The organism is Anatilimnocola floriformis (assembly GCF_024256385.1).
GTDB classification, from domain to species: Bacteria; Planctomycetota; Planctomycetia; order Pirellulales; family Pirellulaceae; genus Anatilimnocola; species Anatilimnocola floriformis.
The window spans coordinates 1112287-1128985 of record NZ_JAMLFW010000001.1 but is presented as its reverse complement, the minus strand read 5'-3'; the positions used below and the strand labels follow the sequence as shown (position 1 = coordinate 1128985).

Below are 16699 nucleotides of genomic sequence, written 5' to 3'. Positions count from 1 at the left end.
GCCAGGTACGAGGTGGGCGGGAAGGTAGCATGAAACGATTGTAAGATTTTGCGGCCACCCTTGCTGGCGACGGAGTTCCGACTTTCTCCGAACCTTCGTCTCAAGGCCGCTGTTCTTCGGTTTCCAAGTGGTGAATCCGCTCCACGATCAACTTCCCTTCGCGAATAATCAAGGTGTCATGATGCACCAGAGCGTGTTCGAGGACGATCTGCAGCGGCGAGGTTTCCGAATGCTCATGGAATTCGATCTCGTCGACAAACAGAAAAAAGTACATTCCCCTAAACTGCTCGGGGGTCTGCCGAATCACCAAGCCGGTCCGCTGACCGTCAATGATGCCTTGCCATTCGTGAATGGTCGAATCTGGAGTTTGCGGCAGCCGGTCGAACTTGACGAGGCTCGCCGGCGCGAGGAGCCGTTGGCGATCTTCCGCAGAGAGGTTCAGCGGCGTCAAAAGATCTTCCATCGCCCGGCGAACTGGCTTACCGTTCCATTCAATCAGTTGTCCGGAGTCGTACTTCGCCGTCTGTAGCACGCCGCTGCGTGAGGATTTCCAAATCCAATCGCCATCAAACAAGCCGTCGCGAAACGAGTGTGTCAGTTCCAACGGGAACGGCCCGGTCTCGTCGGTTCCGTAGTGGCGAGTTTCTTTCCACGCACCGACACGCTGGCCACGTTCGTAGTTTCCGTGGCTTGATAAGAAAGAATCGCGATCGAAATTGGCACCGTGCAACTTGCCGTCACGATGCGACTCGGTATACACGACTTCGCCGTGTTCAAACCAAGTAAGGCAAGTTCGTTCGTCGTCAGAATAGTCGCACCGCAAAAAGAGCTCTGGCGGACCGACATCGGGCAGGCGCCAGTATTCGGCCGGGCCGTGCCGCAGTGCTCGACCATTCCAACCGCGACGCCTGGTAGTAGTGACGCGAAAATTGGTGACGCCTTCCGACACAAAGCGAGGCAGCAGGATCGAACCCGACAATTCACAACGCCAGGCGCCGCGCGCAAACTTCAACGAGGCATGAGCGTTGAGCTGCAAGCTGCCCGGCCCGGGAGATTCGTACGTCTCCACCCAAGGCCAACGATAGATCGCCAGCCCAGCACCGATGCACGTTAGCATCACGAGGAGCGTGCGAAGGGTGAATTGGATTCGCCAAATTCGCAATGGAGCAGCGGAAGCCATGGGCAATTTCCGGGAGGGCGAGGCTCCCGCCGAGCCGTGGGCGGTTGAATGCAGACACCGGCAGCCTTTGCGAATTCACCTTGGCGGCTCGGCAGGAGCCTCGCCCTCCCGATGATGCGCTCACAGATTTTTGGGCCGGTTGACCCGAGTTGTCAACTCTGGCGTGTCTATTCAGCTGCCGCGGGGTCTGCCTTTCGGCGAGGGAGCATTGCCGGACCAGCCATCACGCAGCGATCGGCTGGACTTTTGAAGGGGTTATAAAAGGTTATACATAACAGGGCATATAACCGATGATTTTCAGCGCAATACTTTGCACGACAATAGCTTGCGACTTTTCGAAAATTTTCATAACGGGTTATAATAACCCCCTGTGGGTTTTCGCAGCAGCGGCCCTCGCCCCGGCGCGCCGAGGAGAGGGCAGGGGAGTTGGGAAGTTGGCGACGTCTATGGCTTCAAGACGATCTTGCCGCAGAGTGTGTTGCTCTTTCGCAGCGTGTTTTCCTCTTGCAGCTTGTGTGCCTCCGCGGCTTGCGAGAGGGGCAGGACTTTGCCGATGTGGGGTTTCAGCATGCCGTTCGACAGCCAGCGGCTGATGTCGCCGGCGCAGATGCGTTGTTCTTCCGGAGTGGCTTTGAACATCACCACGCCGAGGAGCGAACACCCTTTGACGTAGAACGGACCGACCGGGAAGGTGGGTTTCGCGTCGCGACCGGCCATGAGAATGATGCGGCCACGCTCGGCGAGGAGTGGCACGATCTTTTCGAACTCCGGCTCGCGGACCGTTTCCCAATAGACGTTCACACCTTCCGGCGCGAACGCTTTCACGGCGGCAGCGATGTCGTCGGTCTTGTAGTTGAGAACCAGGTCGGCTCCGAGCGCTTTCACCGCAGCAACTTTTTCGGCGCAGCCGGCAGTCGCGATCACTTTCGCACCACTGGCCTTCGCCATTTGCACGACAACCGAACCCACGCCGCCACTACCGCCGTTGACGAAGATCGTTTCGCCCGCTTTGAGTTGGGCTCGTTGAAACAGGCCGAGATGCGCCGTGATACCGACGAGCGCGCTCGCAGCTGCCGCTTCGTCGGTCACGTCCTTCGGTGTGGGATAGAGCCAATGAGCATCGATCGCGGCCAGTTCGGCAAAACTTCCTTGCCGGCCGAGCAACCCTTGGTTGCTGCCCCAAACGCGATCGCCGGGCTTCACATCTGTCACATCAGCGCCGACCTGCACCACTTCGCCAGCGAAGTCGGCGCCGATGATGAAAGGATTCGGCAGCGGCCAATAGGGGGCGCCGTTGCGGATGTAGGTATCGATCGGATTGACCGACACCGCACGGATCTTGACGAGTGCCTGGCCGGGGCCGATCTGCGGATCGGGCAAGTCGCCGTACTGAATGACTTCGGGGGCACCGGTTTGCGTGAAGAAGGCGGCTTTCATGAGAATATCCGGAGAGTTGCTCTTGTCGTGACGAGTTAACCAGGGACGAGGTGAACCAAGGATCGGTAGCTGCGAATGTACAGAATCTGTTTTTTCCTTGGGAGTACCCGCTGTTCGTCGGGAGCAACCGAAACAGCCTCCGACAATTTGACCGAGTACGACAACTCTACTGTTAATTCTTGCAGGAGACATACCAGATTTTATTGACGTTGATTGTTAGGATCCTCAAGCTTTTGCTCGCTTTCGGTTTCGATAGGAACAGACACATAAGGAACCAGTGATGAAGAAGCAACCTCTCCCGCGTCCTCTGTTGGTAGAAGGCTTGGAACGCCGCGAGTTACTCGCGGGCAATGTGCTGGTGGAAAGTCACAACGGCAATGTGAAGATTACTGGCGATGGTGATAACAACGGCCTTATCATCGCGATGCAACTGAATGGCCGGTTCAACATCACTTCGCAGGTCGGCGACGACGTGTTCACCGGGCCGACGACCGATCTGGAAATTCGCAATCTGACCGTGAACCTGCTCGGCGGCAACGACTTTCTGATTGTGGCCGGTGATGTAAGCACAGGGCTTAATAATCCCGCGTTCATTCCGGGGAAAGTCAAAATCGACTTGGGTGCGGGCAATGACAACGCCTTCATGGCGGTGGCAGCGGGCGCCAACGGAGAAGAATCGCAGTCGATCAGCGTCAAGGGAGGCGATGGCAACGACACGTCGCTCGTGCTCTTTTCTGCGGTCAAGTCAGTCAGTATCGAAGCGGGGGTCGGAGACGATGCCGTCGTTGTTTCCAATTCATCGATCCGCAATATCGACATCGACACGGGCGTCAATACGCTCGGCGAGGGAGAAACAGACAACGACGCTGTGCAGTTGGGTTCCCTCACTGCACAAACAATCAATGTTCGCCTTGGCACGGGCAATCAATCGCCCGACCCCGAGGCTAACAGCTTCAATTTTGCGAATGTCTACAATTCCTCCATCGGAGTGCTAAACATCCAGGGCGGCGACGCGGTTGATTCGATGAACGTCCACGATAACACCGTCGACGCGATCACGATCTCCACCGGTGGCTCGGACGACACGGTGGAAATCGCCCGCGTCGAAGCCGGTCTGCTGCATGTCAACCTCGGCGGTGGCGACGACACCTTGTATGCCTACGACAGCGATATCACGATCGCGACGCTGCTGGGTGGCTCAGGGACCGATGGACGTTGGGTACAGAATGTCGATTCGCTGTTGCTGCTGGAATTGCAGTTCGAAACGGTACTGCCGCCCTTGTTCTAAGGAAGTTCTTTGCCTTGCCAATTAATCACAAGGTATTCCCTGCACACGCAAATGGTGTGCAGGGACATTGGTAGATTCAATTTGACGTCGCCTGTTGCTCTAAGCAGACTGGCACCGGGTTGATAAAGGCACCTCTCAAGGTATTTGCTCATGACACGTTCAAGGCGGCTGACGGTTGAAAATCTCGAGCGGCGCGAGTTGCTCGCTGGCAACGTGACCATTCAATACGATCGCGGCAACGTCACAGGTGACGGCTGACGACGCGGCTAATAATATCTCGATCTTTCAGCAACCCAACGGTCGATTCAACGTCGTCGGCTTTAATGGGGAAGTATTTACAGGACCGACGACAAACCTGCTGATTCGCAACCTGACCGTCAATTTGGGCGCCGGCCAGGATACGCTGGGAATTGGCAAGCAATCGGTTGTGTCGTTGCCGGGGCTTCCCGCGCAGATTCTGGGAACAACGACGGTGAACAGCGGCGCCGGTGGCAAACTGGTCGTCGTGTTGGTCAACGGCGGCGAAGCTGGCGGTTATGTGTTGCCGGCACGCGCTATCAATGTCGATACCTCGCCCACCGTGGCGGCAGATGGTGCGAGCAACATCCGTGACGACGATGTGCTAGTCGGGTTCAGCTCGGCGCTGTCGATATCGATGAAAACCGGCGGCGGCAATGATGTTGCCGAAATCTACAATACGCAGACATTGAACCTGAATGTTGATACAGGGCCAGCCAAGACGGCGGCGGGCATTGCGGATAATGATCTAATTGAGTTCGGCGACGTGGTGGCACTCAATGCTTCGTTGTCGGGCGGCGGCGGCAATAACTCGGTGAGCGGTACACGCAGCCTGTTTGGCAACCTCTCGGCTACGACGGGAGCCGGCGCAGACAACGTGCGAATCAACAACAGCGTGATCGGAACCAGCTTGTTGTTGAATACCGGCGCGGGAGCAGACACGGTTAACTTGCATGATCTGCAAATCGGCCTGACCAGCGACGCACCGGCTATTTTTGCGCAGTATGGAATCACCCTGCCGCAGTTGCCGTTCAATCTGTTTCAGTTGACTCAGTACTTGCCGAGCCTGCCAGGACTTTTAACAGTCTCGACGGGCGATGGAGACGACGTCGTCGAACTTGCCGACCTGCATTCGACGTTAAGCATTTCGGTGTCGCTCGACGGCGGCAACGACAAGCTGTATGCCACCGATATCGACGCGTTCTATTCGCTCTTCAATGGCGGCCTGGGGAACGACGGCGAGTACAGCTCGGGGATTGATGGGCTGACCTGGTCCATACTCTTCGAGTCAGCACTTCCCCCGCTAGCGCCGGCGGTCCTGCCGTAGTCGTGGGGTGAATTTCTCAACATTAATTGCCAGTTGACGACGTCTTATTGGGCGGACACACTAATGGCGACATCAGCAGGGAAGTTCGTGGATTTTTCCGGATGAACCGGCGTCTCAATCCGCTCTAAGGCTTTGCACCCATGAAACGAAGTTCTGCTCTCGCCGCTCGCCGCCGCTTTTTGTTTGAATCTCTCGAACGCCGCGAACTCCTCGCCGGCAATGTGCTGGTCTCGCTCAACGACGGCACGCTGACGGTAACCGGCGACGCCGGCTCGAATGAGATCACGATCTATCAACAGGCCGACGGCCGGTTCACGATTGCCGGTCTCAACGAAGAAGTCTTTACCGGGCCTACCGAAGACATCCTTGCCCGCAATATTGTCGTCAATCTTGGCGCGGGTGACGATTCGCTCACGATCGCCGCGCAGCCGATCGAAGGCGCCGAAACCGTGCTGCCGGCAGAAGTGCTCGGCAATACGACCATCAATGCCGGTGATGGCAGCGATGACATCGTGGTGAGCATCGTCGGCATGCAAGCCGGCACGTTCGTGCTGCCGGCACTGTCGATCAAGATCGACGGCGGTGAAGCAATTACCAACAACGAATCGACGCAGCGCGACAGCGTCGTCGTCCTGAACAGCTCGGCCGCTTCGGTATCGGTGAAAACTGGCGTGGGTGACGACGTCGTCGATTTGAACAATGTGATCGCAGTCACGCTGACGGTCGAAGCTGGTCCGGCCACGTTGCCCACCGGAGTTTCGGATCTCGATATTGTCGATCTCACCACGGTCACGGCTGCCACGGCCAAGATCGATTTGGGTAAGAACAACAGTGGCAACAACCTGACGCTGGACACCGGGCTATTCGGTTTGCTGAAAATCGATGGCAGCAACGGCGTGGACGACGTCGAGATCGACGACACACTGGCGGGGTTGTCGCTGACGCTGTCGACGTACGGCGGCGCCGATGTGGTGGGACTCAACAACGTACAATCCGGTCTGACGCAGGCCGATTATCAGAACCTGCTGAACCTGGTCGTTTCGAGCTTCGGCATCGATCTTTCGATTCTGCCGTTCGACCTGGCCGACCTGATTCAATACTTGCCGGATCTCCCTGGTTACACCACGATCTCGACCGGCGACGGCGCTGATGTGGTGACCGCGACCAATCTCACTTCGACCCTCGCGATCTACATCTATCTCGATGCGGGCGACGACCAGCTGCGGGTGGATGGCGTCGATTCGGTCATCGCCTTCTTCTGGGGTGGCGCTGGAACCGACGGCCGTTTGGTTACAGGTGTCGATGCGCTGTCGGAACTGGAACTGCAGTTCGAAAGCATCCTAGCGCCGGTTGATCCAGGCGCCTAGGAATTTTGGACGCTACAGAGGCTGCGGGGATTGGAAAACTACAACCCCGCGGCCGAACCGGGCACGCGCGGGTCATGCACGCCAATGAGCTTCTTCGATCCAGGCTCGAGGCCGACCGCCTGACAGACGCCAATGCCATCGGTCTGGGCCAGTTTGTGTCCCCGCTCTTCCAGTGATTTACAAATCGCCGGAGCGAGCGACTTCTCGACCCGCAATTCATCAGGCCGCCATTGATGATGAACTCGCGGAGCGGCGACAGCGGTATCTAATGGTTGCTGCAGATCGAGCACGCGCAACAGCACCTGCAGCACCTGCGTGATGATCGTCGGACCACCTGCCGCCCCCACGGCAAGTATCGGCTGGCCATCGCGGAGGACAATCGTCGGACTCATGCTCGACAACGGCCGTTTGCCCGGCGCTACGGCGTTGGCCTCGGCACCGATCAGTCCAAAGGCATTCGGCTGACCAGGGCTGATCGAGAAATCGTCCATCTCGTTGTTCAGCACCACGCCGGTTCCCGGCACGATCACTTTGGAACCAAACGTTGTATTGACGGTTTGTGTAATCGCCACCCAATTTCCTTCGGCGTCGGCGGCGGCAATGTGCGTGGTGTGCTTGCTCTCGGCGGGATCGTATTCCTTCCCGGAAAAGATATTTTCCGTCGCCCGCGGCGGACGCCCGTAGCTCGGCACGGCGGTCGCCTTGCTCAAATCGATCTTGGCCGCCAGCGTGCGAGCATACTCGGCATCGATCAGCCCGCGCGGCACTTGAGCAAAGCTCGGATCCCCCAGCCAATAAGCCCGATCGGCGAAGGCCAAGTTCATCACCTCGGCGAGAAGATGCTCGAAGGTTCCATCTTTTTTGCTGGCCAGCAGAGTAAGATCGAAACTCTCCAACATGTTGAGCATCTGTGCCACATGCACGCCACCGGAACTCGGCGGCGGAAAGCCGATGATCTGACACTGCCGGTACTTCGTCTGCAGCGGTTCGCGACGAATCGGTTTGTATGCGGCAAAGTCCTCCGCCGTGAGCAAACCGCCGTTGTCCTTCATCCAGGCCGCGACTTTTTCCGCGAACTCGCCGCGATAGAACCAATCGGGCCCGCGCTCGGCAATATTGCGATACGTCGCCGCGAGATCAGGCTGCTTCAGCACTTCGCCGGCATCGTAGGCCGAACCATCGGGCTTGAGCAGTGCTTTGGCGGAGCCAAGAAACTGCGCGAGCTTTGCCGCTGTGCTTTTCAACTTGCGCGCGAAATTCGTATCGACCGCGAAACCCTTCTCAGCGACTTCCGCGGCGGGACGAAAGATGTCGGCGAGCATGAGCTTGCCCGCGTGCTGCAGCGCGAGATCGTAAGCGGCGATCGCTCCCGGCGTGCCGACGGCGAGCGCCCCGGTCTGGCTCAATTCGGGCTGGGGTTTGCCATCGCGCAGATACATATCGCGCGAAGCGCGGGCCGGTGCTGTTTCGCGGCCATCGATGGCGAGCAATTGGCCGTTCGCTCGGCGAATCAAAATGAAACAACCACCGCCAATGCCGCTGTTGTGCTGATCGACAATGCCGAGCGTGACTGCGGCTGCAATCGCGGCGTCGACCGCATTACCACCGCGCGCGAGCGCAGCAACGCCGGCCTGCGTAGCCACCGGTTGGACCGAGGCGACGACACCTTTCTCCCACAGGCGATTTGGATCAGCAGCCATGACAGGCAGACCGCAGGCAGCGAGACCTCCCGCCGCGGTGAGAGTTTTTAGATAGGCGCGGCGAGAGAGCATTTTTATTACATGTAGGGTGGATCGAACGTACTCGAGAGGCCCACCAAAAAACGGGCGATGGGGTGGGCCTACGACTTTGCCGAAAAAATCAGGAGTTGAGTTTCACATCGGCGCTATCGGCGATGTTGACCCAGCAGTGTACGTGCGGCACGCTGCGGAAATTCCAAACGAACGACGGGCCTTCCAAACGCCAGTTGTCCCACACCTTGTCTTTGCCCAAGTCGGCATCGGTGAAGAACGCCAGCGAGCACTTGTCGAGACCACCCTGCGTCTTGAGGCAGGCGAGCACTTCGTCGCGATCGCTCTGGCGATAAGGTTCGATCAGCTTCTGCAGCACTTTCTGCATCTGTTCTTTCTGATCGGACGTCAGATCGGCGATCGGAATGCCGGCGAACGTTCCCTTTTCACCCTGGAACTGCACCTGGCTCTCAGGCCATGTCTTCGAGACTTCGGCTTTGCCGCGCTGTTTGCCATCGAGCATCTCGTAGACCTTGTTGGCTTCGAGTGCTTGTTCCCAATACACGTTGCCGGGATGCCCTTCCTTTTCGGTGAAGCCACTGGCTGCGTGACCGTAGAAAATCGGACCGCCGAAGGCCATGTGGTCGGTGCTATTGCCGTCGCAGCGAATGGTCATGTGCCGGCCGGTCATCACGAGTTCAAACTTGCCGTCGCCCGGCGTGCCGAAGATCGCGATGTTCTGATCGTTGCCCCACGTTTTGCCGTTGTTGTCGTCCTTCAGCTGCTTGTCGACGCGGTCTTTCCACTCGGGGCTGATGATACCTTCGTAAATCGCGCGCACGATTTCCTTTTGATCGCTGGTGTAGTAATCGCTGAGGATCGCGGGCGACGTAATGTGCCAGTTGTTCGAGATGCGCGTGCGGAGCAGACCAAGCTGCGGATCTTTGTAATCCCAAGGGAAGCAAACTTCCTTCCGCTGGTCCTTGTTCATCGAGTCATAGAGTTTCTTGGTCAGCGTTTCGGGCGTTTCCTTGCCCGACGAAGAAGTGCTCGCCGGTTTGTCGTCAGCAAACAGACGACCGCCGCCGAGCGCGACAGCAGCCACACCAGCGCTGGTCACACGGAGGAAGTCACGCCGGGCCAGACCGGGAGCCGCAGTTTGCGCCGCAGGCTGTGGGTCGCAGTCAGGGCAGGGGAGGGAGGTACGAGAGTCAGCAGTCATGACAAACTCCTTGCAGCATTTTGAGTCGAGCTGAACGCTCCAGCTCTACCTATGTAACTCTGGCGAGTTCAATATAGGCCGGTGCGCAAGGAGAAACTACTGCCGACTTCCACCTAGGGCGGACCATTGGTCCGTCTGCGAAGCGGTTTGATTTGAATTACTTGTCTCACGCCACGAGACGGACCAATGGTCCGTCTTACCGAGAGATGCATTCTTTCGCAGCAGCGAAAAGCAAGTCTATTCCGGCACGCCGCCCATCGGCGTGCGGCCCTTCTTGGCGTGCATTTTTTCCACACGGCTATCGAGTGTGATCGTGATCGCACTCAGGGCGGCATTGAGCGCTGCTTCGAGCGAACCGGCGTCTTTGGTCACGGCGATTGGATCGAGCCGGGCGACATGCACTTCTACCGTGCACTGTTTATCGATCGCGCCGTTCTTGTGACTATTGAGATCAGACAGAAAAACTTCGGCCCGAGTTAACTGAGGCGTGAACCGCTCGAGCGAGTCGGTCACTTCGTCACGAACCCAATCCTGCAAGCGGGCACTTCCTTCGATGTGATTGTCGGTCTTGATCTGAACGAGCATGAAAATCTCCTGACTGAAACGAGAAGAGGTCGTCAAGGATGCACGTTGGGCTGTTGCACGTTTTGTACCGCAGCACCATCCTGATTTTAACATTCGCTGCTAGAAATTCGCTCGTCTGTTTTCCTCCTTGCCGGCCGAGCGACTGCTGCGAACAATTTGGCGGCCTGCCGCTACGCAATTCTAGCTCTAATGCTCAATTGCCGCGTAAATTCGCGGCAAATTGGGGAGGGTGATACCAATGAAACGGAACACTCAGGCCGATCACGGCCCGCAGACCAGTCAAAAACCAACCGTCCTGCCCGCTGAAACACCAACCCCTCCTTGCTTCGACGCGAACACCGCTGTCATCGAACAGGAAGCTCTGGCCCACATCCGTGACGCGGCCTATTACAAATGGGAAGCTGCTGGGAGCCCCATCGGCGACGGACATGATTTCTGGCTCGATGCCGAACGAGAATTTTTGCAGCAACGAGCCGTGCCCGATGCCTCAGGCACCAAGGACGTCGTACAAGAAGCACTCGAAGAATCATTCCCAGCTAGCGATCCGCCGGCGCGTTCGATCACCCAAGTCACCAAAAGTGACTTGGTCGGCAAAGCGTAAAGAACGCTTCGCAGCGTAAGCAGCGCTCAGCGGCTGCGCATGTACTTGAGATAGTTCTCCACAAAGACTTCTCTGTTCACTGGATAGACGAGCGTGATGCCAGCGTTCGTCATTCCCACGCGCGTTCGATTCGTCGCAGGGAACTCGACCTCGGTCAGCATGCCATCCTTGTCGGCATCGAGTTGTGTGAACAGGCCTTTCGCAAACGCCGTTGGTTCCATACCACGCCGCTCGCGACCTCCCGCCGTTCCTGGGCCGTTGCTAAAGAAGCTGGCCGATGCACTCACTTCCGGTCCTTTGGGACCAATGAGCGCTGACCAAGCCTTGCGTTGATCGTCACTGAGCAAGGCGAGAATCTTCTCTTCTCGCTTCTTATTGAACTCGGCAATCTTATCGCGCAGTCTCTTCGCGAGCTCATCGGAGCTCTCCTCCGCGCCGCGCTGCGTAAGTGCTTGCCGCATGATCTCGCGAGATTCTTCGCCGAGCTCGTCATTCAGTTTTTGAATGGCGGCGACCTGATCTTCCGTGATCTTCAGCTGTGGAATAATTTCGGCCCGAATGACCGCGAGCGCGCCACCTTGTTGCAACTCCAGCTGCTGTAATCGCGCTCTTTGCTCCGCTGTCAGCAGGGCCTGCGCCTTGTCTTCGATCAGCTTGATGACTGCATTAAAGGCATTGGAGTTCGTCGCTTCGCCGATCTGCGTCCTCTGCTCGGGCGTCAGTTTCAGATCGTCTTGAATGGCAGGATTGCGCAGCAGGATTGTGGCTCGACTGACCATGCCACCAAAGCCGCCCGCTCCGTTGAAACCAGAACTACGCGCAACCGAATCCCGCGCTCCGCCGCCAGCCTGTGCAGCAGGACGAGTGGTGGCGTTGCGAGGACTCGTAATAGTTGCGTCGGGCAGCGAGGCTCGCAACGCCGCCACGCCTTCGCTGGTCGCGCTCGAGCCGATGATCGTCACCGTGGTCAGTTTGTTCAACTTGTGCAGATGAGCCAAACCTTCGTCGGTGATCAGACGGCTGTTGATGCTCAGCGTCGTCAGCCGCTCGCAAGCGGCGATGGTCTTCAGCTGTTCGTTGGTGCAATCCGCGCCGAGATTGACCTCCGTGATTCGATAATCGCTATCAACCTGCGCTCGGCCACCGACTTTGGAGAGGGCCGCGAGATAATCGCGCTCGGCTTTGGGTGGCGGTGTGAATTCTTGTGCGAATGAATTCGCGACCAAGCTAACTAGAACGACCAGAGATGCGCAGAAAATACGTTGCATCGTTCAGCTCCAGTGCAGTCATCACGCTCCGCGTGGTTTGCTCGCGCCCTAAAGAAAGTGTGTGGCGGCGATACTTAGTGTATCGCGCCGCGCAGCGTCGAATGTAGCTGCCTGGGCTCAGCTACTTCGCTTTTTCTTTAAACTTCGCAACTTGCGCCGCCGTGCGGCGGTGCAGGTCGAACACGTCAACTTGTTCACCACGCTCGATTCGCTTTGAAATCATCGTCAGGGGATAAAGTACCAATGTGGTATCGGGCTTTCGCACTGCAGGATCGCGGCCGTATTCATCCTCGACCATCACCCATTCCAACCCGAAATCCTGCACGAACGCATCCCCGAGCACGATGCCTAAACACTGCAGTTCGTACGTCTGATCAGGCTTATAGATTTTGTCCTGCACAATCGTGCGAATGGCCTCCAACTTACCGGCTGAGGTTTTGTATTTCTCTTGGGCTTCTTCATCGCGGAGGTGTTGCTCCACAACGGCGCGCTGCTCCTTCAAACGCGTTTGATCTGCGTCTGTCAGCGCCGTGATTTTTTGATTTTGCGCAGAGCAGCCGCTAAAGATGACGGCAGCGAATAGCAACGAGCAGATAAGAGTGCGAGTGAGCATGGCGGCGATTCTATCACCCCGCTCTAACCGCCCGAAACCACCGTGAAGTAGCTCGGCACGACGCGATCGAAATACTCCGGCCTCATTTCCACCGGAATGCCGTTGTAGACGCAGTAGTTGCGGACCTGGTTGAGCAAGTCGCGCGGCTGGCAGCGACGCAGCGGGCGACGGGCTGGCTTGTAGTGCTTTTCGATCAGGTGATCGACTACTTCCGGCTTGAATTCGCAGCTGGCACCCTTGCAGCCGATCTTGAAGAGGAGGTGGAACTCTTCGCGGCCCGGGTCCTTCACTTCGATCTTGTACGGAATACGGCGGAGGAACGCTTCGTCGGCAAGATCCTTCGGCTGCAGGTTGGTGCTGAAGATGATCAGCTGTTCAAACGGCACTTGGATCTTCTTGCCGGTCGCGAGCGTGAGAAAGTCGATGCGATTTTCGAGCGGCACGATCCAGCGATTGAGCAATTCGATCGGCGCCATGCGCTGCCGGCCGAAGTCGTCGATCAGCAGGCTGCCACAGTTGCTCTTCATTTGCAGCGAGGCTTCGCTGACGTTGCTCCGGGGATCGTGGCGGATTTCGAGGGCGTCCATCGTCAACTCACCACCGACCACCACCGTCGGCCGGCGAATCTTGATCCACCGACGATCATAGTCGGCGGTCTTGAGGAGCGTGTTCCCGGCTTGCTCGATCGGCTCATGAAAGGCCGCATCGTAGAGCTTGATGTACTGACCATCCTCGGTGATCGCTTTGGGAATCCAAATCGTCTGTCCGTAGCAAGCCGTGATCCGCTTGGCGAGCGTCGTTTTGCCGTTGCCGGGTGCGCCGTAAAGGAACAAGCCGGCGCCGCTATTCACTGCAGGGCCGAGCATGTCGAGCATCTGCTGTTCGACGGTGATATCGGAGAAGGCTTTTTGCAGTTGCCGCTTTTGCGGTGCTTCGGCGCGAATGGTCTGAGCTTCCACCGAAACGATGTAGTCCTCGAGCGGCACTGGCGCAGCGCCGATGTAGGCGTTCTGCTCCATGGCTGCCTTGGCTCGCGCGCGACCTTGATCGGTCAGTGTGTAGACGTAGTCATTCAACTGAGCCGCACCGCCGTGAATCACCAGCTGACGTTGCCGCAGCGAATTGAAGATCGGTTCGAGGATCAGATAATTGATGCATACCTGATCGGCAATCTGCCGGCCGCTGGCCGAGCCGAGCAACGTCAGGTACTTGAGAATCAGGGTTTCCACCAGCGCGGCCGTCAGCCCGGTCTCCTCGATCTTGCGAGGCTCGGCGGGGCGAAAGCTGTCTTCTGAAAGAATCGAAGCCAGCAAATTGCCCTGGGGAGGAGGAGTAGCGACAGCCGTCATGGGAGAACTTTCAACTCGGGGAACAATGCATGCGTTGCCCAAGTCTAGGTCACTCCCGCCAATACGAAGGGTCAATCTGCCGAGAAGACAGCAAGCACCGATGCTGCTGAACGGGCCGGTTGTGACGGTGATGAGCCCGGATGATCAACGCTGGGCTACGCTGATGTCGGCAGCCTGCTAAAATACGCCCATGGGATACCAGGAACGCGATTACTATCGGGAAGAGGGAACGGATGACCCGCTGGGGCTCCGGTCGCTGTCGATGACGACGAAGATCATCATCGTGACGGTGATTGTCTATCTCGTCGACATGTTCTTCGGTGGCGACAAGCACACGGTCACCGGCCATCTAATGCTGCATGTCGATTGGTGGAAATCGCCATGGCAGATCTATCAGCTGTTGACCTACGGCTTCACTCACGATCCGCTGAAAATCAACCACATCCTGTTCAACATGGTTGGCCTCTGGTTCTTTGGCCAGAATCTGGAACAGCGCTGGGGCGGCCTTGGGTTGCTCCGATTTTATCTGGTTTCGATTGTGATTTGCGGGCTGGTTTGGTGGATTCGCAATTTCGCCATGGGTGCGACTAACGGAGCGCTGATCGGCGCGTCGGGCGGCGTGACTGCGTGCATCATCATGTTCTGCCTGCTCTATCCGCAGGCCCGCGTGTTCTTGCTGATCTTTCCCATGCCCGCCTGGGTAGCAGGATTAATCATCATCGCGAGCAACGTTGCCGGCATGGACTTTGGACCTGCCGAGCCAGGCGTGCCGCGAACGGCCTTCGACGTGCACTTGGTCGGAGCAGCATTTGCGCTGGCAGTCTGGGCGCTGAAGATCGATTTCGGCCGCATGACTTGGCTGAGCTTTTCCGGCGGTTGGCTGCGGAGCCTAAAAAACCTGTTCAGGTCGCGCCCGAATTTACGAGTGCATTCCGAGCAGGTGTATCAGGACGAAGACGATCAACTTGAAGCGGAAGGAGATCGCATCTTGGCGAAAATCTCTACGCACGGAGATGCCAGCCTCACCGCCAAAGAACGCAAGACGCTGGAACAATACAGCCGGCTGATGCGAGATAGGCGAAAGTAGCCACGTAGGCCGGAACTAGCTGTATTCAGCGCTGTTCCGGCCTACTGGGAAAAGTCTTATTCCTTCTTCCGCTCGACTCCTTCGCGGAGAGATTGAAACGCGGCGCGGAGTTCGGCTTCATCAAGCTGACCGTCTTTGTTCGTGTCGAGGCGCTCGAAGTTTTCCTTGAGCCGATCGGGAGCTTCTTCCTTGCTCAGCTTCTTGTCGCCGTTCGTATCCGCGGCGATGATCCGCTTCATGAACTCTCCGCCCAAGACGGCCGGGCGCTCACTCGCGGGTCGATCCGCAGGGCGATCAGGACGGCCTGCTGCGCTCGGCGGCGGACCGATCTCGTCGCGAGTCAATTTGCCATCGCCATTGCGGTCGAGCTTGGCGAGGGACTTCGCAGCATCGGCGATTTCACTCGCCGAGAGTTCGCCATCGCCGTCGGTGTCGAGAGCACGCAGAATCGGCCCCATCGGCGGCGGGCCACCAGCGGGGCGGCCTTCGGGTGCGCCCGCGGGTGCAGCATCGGGACGACGACCGGCCATGCCGGCGAAGAACTGCGCGACCTTTTCAAACTCAGCGAGGTCCACGGCGCCGTCGCTATTGCTATCGACGCGGCCCATGTTCTCTTTCATCCGCTCGGGAATTTCGTCTTTCTCGATCTTTCCGTTGCCATCCTTATCGAGCCGATTGAAGATGTCCTTGGCCGAGATATTTCCCAGACCGCCAGCGGGTGGACCATCAGGCCGGGCAGCAGGCGCTCCTTCGGCCGCAGTGCTGGTCTTCTTCAAACCGGCGATGAACTCTTCTTTGCTGAGCTTCTTGTCACCGTTCGCATCGCCGGTCCGAACTAAGCGTTCGAAGAGCGATTGCTTGTCATCGGGCACTTCGTCGGCCGTCACCACGCCGTCCTTGTTGGCATCGAGCCGGTCGAACAGCTCGCCCTCTTGTCCCCAGGCCGGCGAGATTCCGCCAGCCACACCCGCGACCAAAAGACTCCACAAGTACTTGCGCATCTGCCTGTCTCCGCTGAAAGTTGCCCGTTTCATCCACTCGCTCTAAACACGATGCTGGCGGTTCGGTTCCGCGCCGCAGTATATCCGCCCAATTTCGCCAGGTCGCCAGTTTGATCGATCTTGTTGAGTTTTTCGCATCTGGCTAAACTTCCCACCGGCTGTGGAACCGTACGCGCACCCGGCGGAGATTTCGTTATTCTCCACCGAACCCGTCAGGTCCCACCGCCGTAGTAACTGATGAAACGGCACTTGCCGGCGAGTTCTTTCACGAACCGTCCCGCAATCAGGCCGACCTACACAGGTCGCCCAGCCGTTCAGGAAGCTTGCATTCGCTACAGGAGGTTTGCGAAACAAAGATCGAAGGGCTGTCGTACCTTCGCCGATAAAGTTGGGGTGTCAAAAACGTGCTAGCGTTCGCCAAGTCTTCTCGCCTGACACGGATTCGTCTCCCCGACACGGAAAGCGCGACGCCTGCTGATTGAAGTGACGTGTTGGGGATTTCTGCCGCCTGTTCAGCCCGCGCTGATCGGCCGCCTGCTCAATGAGGAGCAGCCCGTTTTCCCCTTCCGTTTAAAACCAGCGCAGGAACATTTTGTGGCCGGAAAACCTCGTCAACCCCGCTCGGG

Annotated in this window: 14 protein-coding genes; 5 read left to right on the top strand and 9 right to left on the bottom strand. The window is 57.9% G+C overall.

The window, feature by feature from the left end; translation table 11 throughout:
* Positions 1–100: 100 nt before the first annotated feature.
* Positions 101–1180 (bottom strand): toxin-antitoxin system YwqK family antitoxin, encoded by a 1080-nt coding sequence (locus tag M9Q49_RS04650; protein WP_254507490.1) that lies wholly within the window; start codon positions 1178–1180, stop codon positions 101–103.
* Positions 1181–1624: 444 nt separating this feature from the next.
* Positions 1625–2617: an NADPH:quinone reductase gene (locus tag M9Q49_RS04645; protein WP_254507489.1), complete on the bottom strand. Its 993-nt coding sequence runs from the start codon at positions 2615–2617 to the stop codon at positions 1625–1627.
* Positions 2618–2897: 280 nt separating this feature from the next.
* On the opposite strand from M9Q49_RS04645, the gene M9Q49_RS04640 reads away from it, so the two are divergent.
* The 3 genes from M9Q49_RS04640 to M9Q49_RS04630 all read left to right on the top strand — a co-directional run bounded on the left by M9Q49_RS04640 (position 2898) and on the right by M9Q49_RS04630 (position 6617).
* Positions 2898–3905, top strand: a complete 1008-nt coding sequence (locus M9Q49_RS04640; RefSeq protein ID WP_254507488.1) for a hypothetical protein — start codon at positions 2898–2900, stop codon at positions 3903–3905.
* A gap of 247 nt (positions 3906–4152) precedes the next feature.
* Positions 4153–5250, top strand: a complete 1098-nt coding sequence (locus tag M9Q49_RS04635) for a hypothetical protein (RefSeq protein WP_254507487.1) — start codon at positions 4153–4155, stop codon at positions 5248–5250.
* 140 nt (positions 5251–5390) lie between these two features.
* A complete protein-coding gene (locus M9Q49_RS04630; protein ID WP_254507486.1) occupies positions 5391–6617 on the top strand; it encodes a hypothetical protein in 1227 nt (408 codons plus the stop codon).
* Positions 6618–6655: 38 nt separating this feature from the next.
* Here M9Q49_RS04630 and ggt read toward each other — a convergent pair whose 3' ends face one another.
* The 3 genes from ggt to M9Q49_RS04615 all read right to left on the bottom strand — a co-directional run bounded on the left by ggt (position 6656) and on the right by M9Q49_RS04615 (position 10154).
* On the bottom strand, positions 6656–8389 hold the full coding sequence (gene ggt, locus M9Q49_RS04625; RefSeq protein ID WP_254507485.1) for a gamma-glutamyltransferase: 1734 nt from the start codon (positions 8387–8389) through the stop codon (positions 6656–6658).
* 88 nt (positions 8390–8477) lie between these two features.
* On the bottom strand, positions 8478–9569 hold the full coding sequence (locus tag M9Q49_RS04620; RefSeq protein WP_254507484.1) for a DUF3500 domain-containing protein: 1092 nt from the start codon (positions 9567–9569) through the stop codon (positions 8478–8480).
* Positions 9570–9806: 237 nt separating this feature from the next.
* A complete protein-coding gene (locus tag M9Q49_RS04615; RefSeq protein ID WP_254507483.1) occupies positions 9807–10154 on the bottom strand; it encodes an HPF/RaiA family ribosome-associated protein in 348 nt (115 codons plus the stop codon).
* Positions 10155–10392: 238 nt separating this feature from the next.
* On the opposite strand from M9Q49_RS04615, the gene M9Q49_RS04610 reads away from it, so the two are divergent.
* Positions 10393–10755 carry a DUF2934 domain-containing protein gene (locus M9Q49_RS04610; protein WP_254507482.1) on the top strand — a complete coding sequence of 121 codons (363 nt, stop codon included), beginning with the start codon at positions 10393–10395 and terminating at the stop codon, positions 10753–10755.
* Between the two features lie 26 nt (positions 10756–10781).
* Here M9Q49_RS04610 and M9Q49_RS04605 read toward each other — a convergent pair whose 3' ends face one another.
* The 3 genes from M9Q49_RS04605 to M9Q49_RS04595 all read right to left on the bottom strand — a co-directional run bounded on the left by M9Q49_RS04605 (position 10782) and on the right by M9Q49_RS04595 (position 13985).
* Entirely contained in the window at positions 10782–12023 is a 1242-nt protein-coding gene (locus tag M9Q49_RS04605) for a hypothetical protein (RefSeq protein ID WP_254507481.1), read from the bottom strand.
* A gap of 121 nt (positions 12024–12144) precedes the next feature.
* On the bottom strand, positions 12145–12636 hold the full coding sequence (locus M9Q49_RS04600; protein ID WP_254507480.1) for a DUF3806 domain-containing protein: 492 nt from the start codon (positions 12634–12636) through the stop codon (positions 12145–12147).
* A 23-nt stretch (positions 12637–12659) separates the two neighbouring features.
* Positions 12660–13985, bottom strand: a complete 1326-nt coding sequence (locus tag M9Q49_RS04595) for an AAA family ATPase (protein ID WP_254507479.1) — start codon at positions 13983–13985, stop codon at positions 12660–12662.
* Between the two features lie 190 nt (positions 13986–14175).
* On the opposite strand from M9Q49_RS04595, the gene M9Q49_RS04590 reads away from it, so the two are divergent.
* A complete protein-coding gene (locus M9Q49_RS04590; protein ID WP_254507478.1) occupies positions 14176–15072 on the top strand; it encodes a rhomboid family intramembrane serine protease in 897 nt (298 codons plus the stop codon).
* 56 nt (positions 15073–15128) lie between these two features.
* On the opposite strand, the gene M9Q49_RS04585 is transcribed toward M9Q49_RS04590, so the two are convergent.
* On the bottom strand, positions 15129–16073 hold the full coding sequence (locus M9Q49_RS04585) for a hypothetical protein (protein WP_254507477.1): 945 nt from the start codon (positions 16071–16073) through the stop codon (positions 15129–15131).
* Between the last annotated feature and the right edge of the window lie 626 nt (positions 16074–16699).